A 13,950-nucleotide genomic window follows, 5' to 3' on the forward strand; every position below is an offset into this window, starting at 1 on the left:
AGGAACATAGTTAACTAAATGAAACCTTAAAAAGATCGCTTTTCTGTCTTTCCCCTTTAAAAATCTGACAATTCTTTCGTATTTTGGTTCTAAGGGAATTCCATAGGAATTCAAGGACTGTTTTCATATAATTTTAAAACGACAAAAATGAAACTGGCACAAAAACTACTATGGATAGGCTTGTTGGTATTTGTATGGTCCGCTACAGGACAAATTGTTCCTGGTATTTATCACGCCAGTGTGGGCAATGTACATCACGAGCTAAAAATAAACGGGAACTACTTGACCCACTCCGTTTATGAAAAATCACCCGCAAAATTCATTAAAACCTTGGGCGGGTTTTATACGGTTACGGACAACAATCTTAAAGTGAAGTTGGAATTTAACTCCAACCATGAAGAGGATGGCCTAACCGAGCTGACCTTGTCGTTTTCGCAGGAAGGGGAAAAGTTGACCTTAAAAAATGGCCAAACATTGCACTTTACCGCTTCGGAGAAATCGCAACAGGATTTGGACGGTCCATGGCTCTTCGCCACTCGTGGACCGGATAACGGCCAAGAACGTAGAGGCGAGGAAAACCCCAGAAAGACCCTGAAGTATCTTCAAGGCAATCGTTTTCAATGGATTGCCTATAATACGGAGACCATGAAATTCTTCGGTACCGGCGGCGGTTCCTTTTCCTCAAAAGATGGTATGTATATCGAGAACATCGAGTATTTCTCCAGGGACAACTCCCGTGTTGGGGCATCCTTAAAATTCAATTATGAAATCAAGGATAAGGACTGGCATCACAAAGGCAAAAACAGTAAGGGGGAGCCTATGTATGAAATTTGGTCGAGGCGAAAATAGACTACGTAAGCAATGGCCTCTATGGTATCGGAGCATGTCGTTGACCCTTATTCCTATGATACATGCAGCCTTAGAGTGACCATTCCCCTTTGACATTTCCAAATTTCCCGAATGTTGGAGAAGTAACATCACGGGTTCCAGATGTATTGGAATGCTACGATTTTAATCTTTATATTTGATGGGAAGCCTTTAAAAAATAGAAGTGGTGTTCTCCCAAAAAAGAAATATCGTTATCGCGATAGGGTTCTTGTGTACCCTGATATCTTCTTGTGGCGATAATGAACAATTTTCCGAACCATTACCCGAAACGGTGGATTTCAATTTTCATATCCGGCCCATTTTGGTACAGAATTGCTATCTCTGCCACGGGCCCGATGCAAGCGGCAGAAAAGCCGAGCTGAGACTGGACACCTATGAAGGGGCAACGGCTCTTCTTAAGGAAGGTGGCCAGGCCATAGTCCCTGGGAAACCTTCAAAAAGTCAGTTAATCTATCGGATCAATCATGAGGCCGAAGACATGGTGATGCCTCCGCCGGATTCCAATTACAAATTGACCGAACGGGAAAAGGCATTATTGGAAAAGTGGATCGATCAAGGCGCTGAATGGAAGCCGCATTGGGCATTTATAAAACCCGAAACGGGAATTGCCCCTAAAGGCGGTAAGGCAATTGATTCATTGATCCATATGCGACTACGGCAAAAGGATTTACCCAAGACCTCCAAGGCGGATAAAAACACCCTGATTCGAAGGGTGTCCTATCTGCTGACCGGTCTCCCACCATCGCCCGAAGATGTGCAACGTTTTGTAGCGGACAGTTCTCCCGATGCGTATGAAAATATGGTAGATGGCTACCTCAATTCCACGGGATATGGTGAGCGTTGGGCCCGCCATTGGATGGATCTGGTCCGTTATGCGGAGACCAAGGGTCATGAGTTTGACTATCCTATTGTAGGAGCCTATAAATATCGCGATTACCTCATACGGGCTTTCAACGAAGATGTGTCCTATGACCAACTTTTAAGGGAGCATTTGGCCGGGGATTTATTGGAGGAGTCCCGTGAAAATAAAGAGACGGGTATTTCCGAATCGCCCTTGGGAACGGCATTTTACGTGATGGGTGAAGGCAAACACAGTCCGGTGGATATCAAAAAGGAAGAGGCGGACCGTATCGACAATATGATAGATGTGACCAGTAAGACCTTTCAGGGTCTAACGGTTTCCTGTGCCAAATGTCATGACCATAAATTCGACCCTATAACAGCGGCCGATTACTACGCCTTATACGGCATTATGGAGAGTACCCGCTTTACGCCTATAGCCGATATTTCAATGACCACCCGACAAACCGCAAGGGAAATTCGGGATTTGAATCGCTATATGCGAAAAATAGTGGCCGATTCCTGGGCGGAAAAAGACCTACACGAAATGACCTCTTCAAAGGAATTGCAAAAGCAAAATCCCCTTTTGGACACCTCTTTTAAGGTTATCGGCGATTTTAGAAATTCCGGTTTTGATGGATGGATTAACAACGGTCTTGCCTTTGGAGAACGAACTACCTTGGGAAATCCCATAATGGATCAAGCTTCTGGAAAACTATTGGGATTGGATGAGGGAAGGGCTTCCAGCAAAACCTTGGGTACCGGAATTTTCGGCTCCTTGCAATCTCCCAATTTTATTCTCGATACCGATTACATTGGGATAAGGGCACGAGGTACCAACAGTACCATCCGGATCATCATTGATAATTTTCAATTGATCCAAGATCCCATTTACGGGGAGCTTGAGCAACGGATCAATTCCAAAGCCTGGATCGATTACGTTTTTGATATCAGTCCGTGGAAGGGACACAAGGCTTACATCGAAATTCTCCCCGGCAGCTATAAAGGCCATTATTATAGCTTGCCCAAGGATGCTTTTATAGAAGCCCAGTATGCCGTTACCTATGATACGGAGTGGCCCGTTGAAATGAAACGGCCGATTAATGGGAAGCCCGTAAAAAAAGAAAATTGGGCTACCTTGGATCTTTCGGCAGATTTGGTCAATGGGCTGAATCAAAGACTTGGGGAAGGGAAGCTTCCCTCAAAGTTTCCGGAATTGGTCACTGCTTCGGACAGTAGTCGCCAACTGATCAAAAATATTGAGGGCGGTTCTTTCTTCTATGCCATTACCGATGGTTTTGGCATCAATAGTCCCGTATTTAATAGAGGTGACCATAACGATCTCTTGGAGGGCGATATTCCCAGGCGATTTTTGTCCGCACTACCTTTGGGCGATGTCCCCTTTACCTCAAAAGGAAGCGGGCGATTGGAATTGGCCGAAACCATGTTGAACGAGGACAATCCTTTAACGGCTCGCGTAATGGTCAATCGTATTTGGCATCATCTTTTTGGTAAGGGCATTGTAGAGACGGTCGATAATTTTGGATTACAGGGCAAATTGCCTTCGCATCCCGAACTGTTGGATTATCTTGCCATTACATTCCAAAAGGAAGGATGGTCCATAAAAAAAATGGTCCGTAGCATCGTAACTTCCGAAACGTTCAAGAGAAGTACGGCCCGTAATGAAGAACTTATGGACAAAGACCCGAACAATAGCTATCTGGCTTCCTTTCCGGTGAGGCGATTGGAGGCCGAGGCAATTCGCGATGGTGTTTTGGCCGTTTCCGGGAGTTTGGACTCTACCATGTACGGCCCTCCTGTAAAGACCTATCTCACAGAGTTTATGCAAGGCCGGGGACGGCCCAACCAATCCGGCCCAATGGATGGCGCAGGTAGAAGAAGCATTTATCAGGAAGTTCGTCGTAATTTTCTGGAGCCCATGATGGTCACTTTTGACCGTCCCATTCCGTTTAGCACCTTTGGCAATCGCAATGTAACCAACGTACCGGCACAATCGCTAACTTTAATGAACGATCCTTTTATAGCACGGCAGGCACAGATTATGGCTGAGAAACTACTTGCCCAAAAAGAACTGAGCTTCGACCAAAAAGTTGAATGGATCTATATGCGAACCTTCTCCAGAAAACCTAATCCAGAGGAAATAAACAAAGCAAAACAATTTATAAACGGACTGCGGAAAATGGAATCTACGGAAACCGATTCGTACAATGAGGTCTTGATTTGGAAGGATTTCTGCCATAGCATTTTTAATCTAAAGGAATTTATATACTTGATCTAATGAGCCGATACCATAATTTTATGCAACGCCCCCTGTCCCGCCGAGAAATGCTCGGAATCTGTAAGGGAGGGTTTGGCGCACTTGCCTTTACCAGCATGTTCGGGGTTTTGCCTTTTGGCTGTGATCGGCCCAAAAACAGTATAGCTGAAACCGATTTATATCTTGGCCCCCATTACATGCCCAAGGCGAAAAACATCATCTTTTTGTATATGGATGGCGGAGTGTCCCAAGTAGATTCTTTCGACCCCAAACCCAGGCTCGCCAAAGAAAATGGTCAAGATCCTAGAAAAAAGTTCAAGGTAGATGCCACCCAATTCGATAATGTTGGAAAGATTTTAAAAAGTCCGTGGGAATTCAAGCAGTATGGCGAATGCGGTATGCCCGTGAGCGCGTTGTTTCCCCACATCGCTACCTGTGTGGACGATATCGCCTTGATTCGATCCATGACCTCCAATTTCCCCGAACATACCAATGCCAATTATTTTTTACATACCGGTAGCGGAATTCAGGGACGGCCCAGTATGGGGTCTTGGATGACGTATGGTTTGGGAAGCGAGAACAAGAATATTCCCGGATATGTGGTCTTGGATGGTGGTCTGATTCCCCCCGGAGGCCTGGACAATTTTAAGAACGGTTTTTTGCCCGCCTCCTATCAGGCTTCCATCTTAAGGGCCGGGGCAGAACCTGTAGCCAATATTAAACCTTTGGAAAAGGTCAAGAATCTACAGGAAGAAAAATTGCAGTTTATCAAACAACTGGACAACAGCCTCATCGGAAAAATGGGAGAGGCGGATGCCGTGGAATCGGCTATTTCCAATTACGATCTGGCGTATAAGATGCAGTCTTCCATTCCCGAATTGACAGAGTTCAAGGAAGAGTCCAAGGCCACTAAAAAGTTATATGGATTCGATTCCGATGACCCCCATACCCGGGGTTATGCGGCCCAGTGCCTATTGGCAAGACGTTTGGTGGAGCGTGGGGTCCGGTTTATTGAATTGACCTGTCCCAAGGTAGCGGCAGACCGCTGGGACCAACATAGCAATCTAAGGGACGGGCACGAACGAAATGCCCATGCGGTGGATCAACCCATTGCCGGACTATTAAAAGATCTAAAATCCCGCGGCATGCTAGAGGACACCCTAGTGGTTTGGACAGGTGAATTTGGGCGGACTCCCTTTGCCCAAGGCACCGACGGAAGGGATCACAACCCATCGGCCTTTAGTATGTGGATGGCTGGAGCCGGAGTGAAAGGCGGTACCATATTCGGCAAGACGGACGAGTATGGCTATCGGGTCATCGAGAACGAAGTAACCATTCACGACCTACATGCCACAATCATGCATCTTATGGGTATTAACCATGAACAATTGACCTTTCGCTTTGGGGGTCGGGATATGCGTTTGACCGATGTACATGGGCATGTTATGAAGGATATTTTGGCTTGAAATTTTGAAGGAAGGAAAAACTACTATGCACGACTTTTCCAAAAAGGGAATATTCATTTTTTTCTTGTTGCCCATACTATTGATAGGTCAAAAAACTTCGGGCATCACACATTCCTTCTTTATAGCCGGACCCCAGTTTACAGGCATCATAAACGAAGCTGGGGAAGAACTTTGGGATTCGGGGAAACCTGGGGCAAGGGACGGTTATATTTTGGAAAATGGAAACCTATTGATCTGTTGGGCAGATGAGGTATTGGAATACAATACAAAAAAAGAAATAATCTTCTCCTATCAAAGAGCTGAGGAATCCATGGAATTGGGAACCGCTGTCCGGCTACAAAATGGAAATACGATGATTACGGAATCTGGAACCAGACCCAGAATAATAGAAGTGGATACCCATGGAAATGTGGTCAAAAGTATCCCTTTGTTACCGGAAACGGATAATGTACATATGCAGACGCGTATGGCGAGAAAATTGGAAAACGGGAACTATCTGGTTCCCCATCTATTGGCATTCGCGGTCAAGGAATATGACAATACCGGTAAAGTAATCCGTTCTTTTCGAACAGATTTGGAGGATTTGGGAGGAAGAGCGGGAGAAAACTGGCCCTTTACGGCTATCCGATTGAAAAATGGCAATACCATAATTACCCTTACCCATGGCAACAAAGTCATCGAAATGGATTCGGAGGGAAAAGTAGTATGGAAAGTGGACAATACCGATTTGAAGGGAGACCCCTTGGCCGATCCATGCGGTGCCCAAAGATTGCCCAACGGCAACACGGTCATTGCCAGTTATGGGGCAAAGGAAGGTATAAAACTTTTAGAACTCGACAGGAATAGGAATATGGTTTGGACGTATTCCGGTCATAACGTCCACCATTTTCAAATACTCACCACCAACGGAAAACCTTTACCGGGAAAGCCCCTTAAATAGAACGAATGGAGTTGACCCTTATGCTCAATTTTGGCTTTCTAGAAGATCCCGCGGACATCCTTATTTTTTTTGGGCGATTCCATCCGCTAGTGGTACACCTGCCCATTGGGTTTTTGATACTGGCCATTATTGCCCAATTTGCCAGCCGTTGGCCAAAGTTCCAACCCATAAAACCCTTTCTCCATTACCTCTGGGCCCTCGGTGCCATCAGCGCATTTTTTGCTGTACTTTTTGGTTATCTGTTATCCCTTTCGGGAGATTATGATACGGATACCCTATTCTGGCATCAATGGAGCGGAATCATGGTCCTAGTATTGTCATTCGCCTGTTATTTCATTTTTAAAAAGCAGGGTAAAAGTGCCCAATTTGTGAAATGGCCCTTGGTTGTTTTGGTTGCCATCACCATTACCTATACGGGGCATTTGGGCGGGAATCTTACCCATGGATCTACATACTTGTTGGAATATGCCCCTAATCCCGTTAGGGGTATGGCCGGTCTCCCTCCAAAGAAAGAGCCGAGACCCAAAGTGACACTCTTGGATTCCGCCGATATCTATCTGGATTTGGTACAACCTATGATGGACACCAAATGCATTAGCTGTCACAACCCTGGTAAAAAGAAGGGCGGATTACTATTGACCTCCTATACCGAACTAATGAAAGGAGGCGAAAGTGGGGAAGCGGTAACGGTTGGCGATGCCGGGGCAAGTGAGCTTTTTAGACGGATTACACTTCCCGAAGACCATGATGATTTTATGCCTTCGGAAGGCAAAAGGCCGTTAACCGAAGAAGAAGTGGATATTATTGAATTCTGGATTACTGCCGGAGCCTTGCCCAAAGGGTATGTCACTGAACTTGATAGCAAAAAGGAAATTGCCGAAACCGTGAATACCTATCTTGGGTTGGATCAGAACACTATTTTTAGCCAAACTGTAAATCCACCGAATACAATGCTTATTGATTCCCTAACGGACAACGGTTTCATTATAAACCGCCTGATGCGGGATAACTACTTTCTCGATGCCAATTTTAGCCTTAGTGAAAGAGAAATTACCCAAGCCGACTTGAATTTGTTAATGCGCCTTAAGGCACAATTGGTTTGGCTAGATCTAAGCCATTCAGGAGTAACGGACGAGCATCTTCAACAGTTGGTGCAGTTGGAAAATCTTGTAAAATTGAATCTTAGCGGGAATGCTATCTCGGACAATGGAATTCAGCATTTATCAAAACTGACCCATCTGGAATCCCTGAACTTGTATAATACCAAAGTCTCGGGGGAACTACTCAACCTGCTTCCCAAACTTAATAGGCTAAAAAGCATTTATCTCTGGAAAACCCATATCGGTGATACACTGGCCGTACGACTTCAGGAAGAATATAAAAATCTCACTATTGTTTATGAGCGGGAGACCTTCGAATAAAAAGTCGGCCTTGAAGCTCCCGTGATCGCCCAGGTCCTATGCCGTTCCGAACACAAATACTCACAGATTTTCCAATCGCTCCTTTATTTCTTTTAGTCGTAACCAATTCTGGTAAAACACCGGTAGGGTAATTACACTTTCTATATATTGAAAAACATAGATGATCAACGAAAATAGGGCTCCATATGCCACATTACCTGCACTTACGGACAGCATTATGGAGAGTACCAAAAACCCCATGAGCACAAGCCATGAAATTGAAAAGTTAAATACTTCCAAATCCGATAGTTTAATATTCCATTTCATCATGTTTTTTAGATGGGACGCCAATAATCCTTTGTCGTTCGTTATGATCACATTTACCTGCTTCTCAAACTCGTTGTTGTATGCGCTATTTAAATGTGTGGTTCTTTTTCGGGTCAGGAAATAAATGAGAAAAACGAAAAATGTGGCCACAAGGCCAGTTAGAAATACTTGGGTATTTAGACTTGCCAAGATGATGACTACACCTATCATTGCAATACTATGGGAAACCAGTGCGGGAAAGGAGTTTTCCAAAAACTCAACAATCTCATTGATCATGCCCAATCTTGCGGTTTTGACGGAAGATTGGTTTTCTGCGATTTTCAAAAGCGTTTCATTGCCCAACCTTCGGTATACCTTTGCATAGATCCTTGAATCGAAAAATCTACGCCCCCCTCCAATCAAGATAATAAGCGTCCCCAATATGCCAAGCTGAACGGCTCCCCAATAACTTCCCTGAAGTGCATCGTCTATGGCAAAACCGATAAATAAAGGGATTAACAATTCAATGGCGGACTCCACCAAAATCAAGATGAATATGAAGCTAAGCTTCCATTTGAATTCCAAGAGTATGGCCCTAATTGTTGTTTTTTCGGTATCGAGCCTTTTTCTGATCCTTTTCCAGATTTTTTCCTTATCGATCATGGGCCATCTATCTTGAAATTGAGGCTATTTCAATCGCTTCCAAGTTTCGTTGTCGGAGTATCCCCAGGCCGAATATCTTATTCTCAATGTATGGCTATTTTCCAACTTAAGCATTGCTTTTACCTCATACTCCTTTCCTTCATAGGTGAACTTATATTTCCCATTGCCTTCCCTTCCCTTAAACGTTACATCCTTTATGGCCAATGATTCATGTTTCTCACCATGTCCTTTATCGTCTTTGATGTAGGTGGTATAACAGTTAAGTTTCCCGTTTTCATTTCTAAATTCATACGTCACATAGGATTTCTCGTTCTTTTCCTCATACTCGGCTTCCCATGCCCCAAGTAATGGGTTGTTGTTTTGGGCGTTCATATCCGTAATCGACACCAATACTATCGCCAAAGCGGAAATTGTTCTTAAAACTCGCATACTATTTCTTTTTTAATTGTGGCCAAAGGTATATGGGAGGATGTGCAGGAATGCCCTTCCCTATAATACTGAACATAAAAAAAGTGTCTCGAATCGTAGGCAAGATATTTTTGGGATTCTTTTCGCCGTAAATAGAGCTATACTTTGGAGGCCTTTTTAAATTCCGTGGGGGTTTGCGAGGTCACTTTTTTAAAGGCGGTATAGAATGCCGCCTTACTATTAAAACCAACATCCAGGGATATTGCGAAAATGGTGTCCGGTTTTGGCATAAGCAGTCTCTTTTTGGCTTCCTCAATGCGAAAGCTATTGATGAAATCCGGAAAGCTCATGCCCGAGTTTTGATTGATCGCCTGCGAAATATGATGAATCGAAGCTCCTAATTTTTCTGACAACGTATTCAATTTCAAATCGAAATCCAAATATAGCTGTTCTTCTTTGACCAAAGTGCCGATTTTGTGAAACAGTTCTGACGAATCCTTTAAGGAGGACTTGGCATATTTCTTTTGGGTTGCTTCCGGTAAGTCCTCAAAATCCCCCGAAAAGGCAAATACGGGAAAATGCATGATGGAATAAGCAAAAATAAAAAAGAAAATAGCGATCAATAACGATTCGAACTTCATGGAGACCTGATACGTATCCAAGGTATAGCCATTGACCAAAAGATTAATGAACAGACCCAGTTGCAAAATAACAAGTGCAATCAGTATTAATTTGGCCCATTTGTATTTAAGCCTTTCGTCCTTGTCCAGGATCAACGCCGTTGGGGCCTGCCTGAACCGATAAAATGCGAGGAAGAAGAAAAGAATATTGAGCAGACTTACCAAGAGGTACTCCAGAAACAACCACTCATCGTATCCCGAGGTTTTTATGGATGTAAAAAACGCATCCATATTCTCGTATTCAAAAAGTGGATAGAAGAAAGACCATCGTAATAGGGTAACACCGATAACTATGAACAACCATTTTTTAAATGCTACGGGTAGTTTTATCAATAAAGCAATAAAGTAATAGAATAAAAACCCTACGAGATGATAGAACATATAGGATATGCCAAAATACCAATTGTTCCCACTTTCGCTTAGGGTAACATAGTAATCAAATGATACGAACACAAAATAAAATACCAGTGTTGCCAGAACATACCGAAGCTTTTTATTCCTACCCAAACCCGATTTTCGGAATACAATGAAAGCAAATAAAAATACCCCCACTGTGAGACTTAACAAGGGTGTAATGTTTAGCGCATCCATAGGGCAAATGTAGTATTTAATGCCCATACTAAGCTGGAGTGCTCTCTCTGTTTTCCGGTATCGATTTTACTTTACATCATGATGGATTGTAGAATTTGGGTTTCAAAAAATAAGACCAAAGGCAAACATAATGCTTCCTTGATTTTCTTGTATCATTGTGCGAAGTATAAAATCACGAACGCATCTATAGCCAGAATCAGCGCCAAAATAAGTACCCAAACCCATAGTCTTAGATGAAAGTTCTTGGCTATTCTCACTTCCGCCCACCACCAAATGCTTATATACCCGATCCATATCCAAGTGTTCTCAATTTTATGGAGCAGCATAATGATCATTCCTATCAAAAAAACGATCATTACCGCGGAGAACTTTGCGATTTCAATTTTTGATGGTTTCATTCAACTGCCTTTTTTGCCTTCTACTTCTAATGACGTAAAACAAGGAGGGGATCAAGTAAAGGGTCAATATGGTCGATGTAATCATTCCCCCTATGGTAACAATGGCCATAGGAATTCTATATTCCGCCCCTGCATCCCCCAGACCAATGGCATTGGGCAACATTCCGAATATAATGGCCACCGTCGTCATAATAACGGCCTTCATTTTGGTCTTCCCGGAAAGGATGGTCGCGCTGTGAATATCCATTTTCTTCTTGCGCATTAACTGTTCGGTATAGTCATGGATCAAAATATCGTCATTAACGACTAGGCCAAGCAAGGTGATGATGGCCATCAAGGACATGATATTCATAGTGGTTCCCGCAAAATACATGATTACAAAAACCCCTATCAAGGCCATGGGCACGGTAGTGAATATGACCAATGGTTGCCATAGGCTTTCCATAAGCGAGGCCAAAAGCATGTACATTAACAACAACGCCAATAAAAATGTTATGGTCATATCGGCCACCGTATTGTCCAATTCCTCTACGTTTCCGCTCCACTGGAAATCAACACCCATAGGCAGGTTTATTCCTTCAAGTTTTGAATCAATGACGGCCCTTACATCCCCCAATATATAGCCGGGCGCCAAGGTTGCACTAAACTCGGAAGTCTTTGATTTTTCCTTATGAAGGATTTGGGCAGGGGCAATTTCATAGGACACCTCGGCCAGCTGGCCTACGGTATACATCCCCGTCGGTGTATGGACCGGGAGTTGCTCGATGTCCATTACCGAGTTGGCTTGGGAAACCGGAACCTTGACGTTTATGTTGTACTCCACATCATTTTCACTCATCACCGTTGCCTTGATTCCGGTAATGGCACTACGAATGACCAGTGCCAGCTCGTTCACCGAGATTCCCAATTCGGCCAACAAACGCTTCTTGGGTTTAAACTGGAGCAAAGGTGGCCCGTTTCGTAAACTCGATTCGAAAGAAATCAGGCCCTCCACATCCTTCAAAAGATCCATGACCTGGTCATTTGCCTTGGAAAGTTGCGCGGCATCATTGGATTTCAAAGAGAATCCCAAATCTCCACTTTCCTCCGAATTTATGGTGGCTACTACGGGTTTAACTTCTGGGATTTCTTTGAGATCATTCAATAGTTTCTCCCCAATTTGGGCGTTGGACAGATTCCGCTCCACACTCTTGTTAAGTTTCAATGAAATATTGGTATAATTGGAACCGGTGGTAAAGGAGTTTTTACTGCCCAACATACTGAGTACCGCTTTTACTTCCGGGTACGAGGCAATCTTTTGTTCCACCAGTTTTGTCAACTCCCTATTTTTCTCGATCGAGGTGCCCGGTTGCATTTCTAGCTCCACGAACAAATCCCCGTTGTCGGATTCCGGTTCGAATTCAAACCCGATTTCCTCCAATAGACCCGTACTCATAATAAAGAAAAAGAACATCACGGTAAACAGGATGATGGGGTTGCGTTTTCTGGACATCAACCTTCTTAAAGATCTTTCGTAGATTTCCTGAAGCCTTTCAAATGAAGCAATGATCCAGTTTGAAAATTTGGTGGGTTTTGGATTGTTCTTCAATAAGATCGAAGCAAGCATCGGGGTCAAGGTAATGGAGACCAGAAGTGAAAAAATGGTCGCGAATGAAATGGTCAAGGCATATTCCCTAAAGAATGCACCGACTATGGAATTCATGGAAGCAATAGGTAAGAACACCACCAAGTTGGTTCCCGTGGAGGCCAATACCGCCGTAAAAACTTCCTGTGTACCGGTAACACAGGCCTCCTTTATGGGCAAGCCCTCTTTTTTGAGGCGGAGAATATTTTCCAAAACCACTATGGAGTTGGAAACCAGGGCCCCAATGGCCACGGCAAAGCTCATCAATGACAACATATTGAGTGACCCATCAAAGAGCCGCATGGCCAAAAAATTAATGATAAGCGATACGGGAATGGAGATGCTTACAATTATGGTGGCCTTGATGTTGTTTACGAATAGGAATAAAATCAATCCCGTAATCACAATACCCAGAATAACGTTCATCATGGCATCGTTTACCGAGCTTTCAATATATTCCGAGGAGTCAAATGGCAAACTCAAGGTAACCCCTTCGGGCAGGTTCCTTTGAATTTCAGGTACCAGTTCCTTTACCGCCTTGGCTATGGCCACCGCATTTGCCGTACTGCTCTTCTGTACGCCTATCCCCACAATATTGTTCAGCTCCCTTTTTTTGATGCCATCGTAAAAAAAGGCATCGCTTTTTGCCATCTCGAAAGTATCCTTTACGTTGGCAAAATCGGTCAGTTTCTTTTCCCCATAAGGAGTTGAAATAAAAGTGTTCTCAACAGATTCAACAGAATTGTACTTGCTTCCGGTCTTTACTATGGATTCCCTGTTTTCCCCTACAATATCGCCACCGGACATATCCACATTATTGTCCTTTAACTGTGTGGCGACCTCCGTAATGTTCATGCCCAGGCCATAGAGGTTTTTTTTATCGACCTCTACATGAATTTCACGTAATTTTCCACCGTTAAACTCAATTTTGGTAACCCCGTCGATACGTGAAATCTTGTCCTTGATTTCCCGTCTCGATAGTTGATAGAGTTCGTTGGCATCCACATTTCCGGTAATGATCAAATCCACCACGGAACCGCTGTTCATACTAAAAGGGGCCAATAAAGGCTTAGATCGTTTGCGAACAAACGGAAGTTTGGCCTCTTTGGGTAAAAAGGAAACTACCAGGTCTATCTTGTTTCGAAGTTCGGCCATGGCCTTATCCTGGTCTTTATCCAATTCAAATTGAACAATGATCATGGACATATTGGGCATGGAATAGGACTGCATGAGTTTTAATCCATTGATCGTGGCCACTTCTTTTTCGAGCAGATTGGTAATCTCGGTTTCCACTTCGCCAGGGGTTGCCCCGGGATAGTCGGTTATAATGACCATGGCCGGTAGATTAACCTCTGGCATAAGATTAACCGGCAACTTTACATAAGACATAAATCCAAATAGTAAAAGTGCCAAAAAGACCATGGAAGTGGTTACCGGTCTGGATACTGCAAAATTGGTGACTTGCATA

Annotated in this window: 10 protein-coding genes; 5 read left to right on the forward strand and 5 right to left on the reverse strand. The window is 43.7% G+C overall.

Going from position 1 to position 13,950, the window contains the following annotated elements:
- Positions 1-147: 147 nt before the first annotated feature.
- The 5 genes from ACO06Y_RS03160 (at position 148) to ACO06Y_RS03180 (ending at position 7,833) form a co-directional block, all read left to right on the forward strand.
- Entirely contained in the window at positions 148-849 is a 702-nt protein-coding gene (locus ACO06Y_RS03160) for a hypothetical protein (protein ID WP_422082376.1), read from the forward strand.
- 205 nt (positions 850-1,054) lie between these two features.
- Positions 1,055-4,027, forward strand: coding sequence for a PSD1 and planctomycete cytochrome C domain-containing protein (locus tag ACO06Y_RS03165; protein ID WP_422082377.1), 2,973 nt, complete (start codon positions 1,055-1,057; stop codon positions 4,025-4,027).
- A 20-nt stretch (positions 4,028-4,047) separates the two neighbouring features.
- Positions 4,048-5,472: a DUF1501 domain-containing protein gene (locus ACO06Y_RS03170; protein ID WP_422082378.1), complete on the forward strand. Its 1,425-nt coding sequence runs from the start codon at positions 4,048-4,050 to the stop codon at positions 5,470-5,472.
- 4 nt (positions 5,473-5,476) lie between these two features.
- Positions 5,477-6,412: a hypothetical protein gene (locus ACO06Y_RS03175; RefSeq protein ID WP_422082379.1), complete on the forward strand. Its 936-nt coding sequence runs from the start codon at positions 5,477-5,479 to the stop codon at positions 6,410-6,412.
- Between the two features lie 5 nt (positions 6,413-6,417).
- Entirely contained in the window at positions 6,418-7,833 is a 1,416-nt protein-coding gene (locus ACO06Y_RS03180) for a c-type cytochrome domain-containing protein (protein WP_422082380.1), read from the forward strand.
- Between the two features lie 60 nt (positions 7,834-7,893).
- Here ACO06Y_RS03180 and ACO06Y_RS03185 read toward each other — a convergent pair whose 3' ends face one another.
- From ACO06Y_RS03185 to ACO06Y_RS03205, 5 genes are all read right to left on the reverse strand, one after another.
- Positions 7,894-8,781, reverse strand: coding sequence for an ABC transporter six-transmembrane domain-containing protein (locus tag ACO06Y_RS03185; protein ID WP_422082381.1), 888 nt, complete (start codon positions 8,779-8,781; stop codon positions 7,894-7,896).
- A gap of 24 nt (positions 8,782-8,805) precedes the next feature.
- Positions 8,806-9,210 carry a hypothetical protein gene (locus ACO06Y_RS03190; protein WP_422082382.1) on the reverse strand — a complete coding sequence of 135 codons (405 nt, stop codon included), beginning with the start codon at positions 9,208-9,210 and terminating at the stop codon, positions 8,806-8,808.
- Positions 9,211-9,347: 137 nt separating this feature from the next.
- Positions 9,348-10,460 carry a helix-turn-helix domain-containing protein gene (locus ACO06Y_RS03195; protein ID WP_422082383.1) on the reverse strand — a complete coding sequence of 371 codons (1,113 nt, stop codon included), beginning with the start codon at positions 10,458-10,460 and terminating at the stop codon, positions 9,348-9,350.
- Positions 10,461-10,612: 152 nt separating this feature from the next.
- A complete protein-coding gene (locus ACO06Y_RS03200) occupies positions 10,613-10,858 on the reverse strand; it encodes a hypothetical protein (RefSeq protein WP_422082384.1) in 246 nt (81 codons plus the stop codon).
- Complete coding sequence (locus ACO06Y_RS03205; RefSeq protein ID WP_422082385.1) at positions 10,839-13,949, reverse strand: efflux RND transporter permease subunit; 3,111 nt, start codon at positions 13,947-13,949, stop codon at positions 10,839-10,841. Before ACO06Y_RS03205 ends, ACO06Y_RS03200 begins: the two co-directional genes overlap by 20 nt.
- Between the last annotated feature and the right edge of the window lies 1 nt (position 13,950).

The sequence above is a fragment of the Ulvibacterium sp. genome, assembly GCF_965228935.1.
Taxonomy (GTDB): Bacteria; Bacteroidota; Bacteroidia; order Flavobacteriales; family Flavobacteriaceae; genus Ulvibacterium.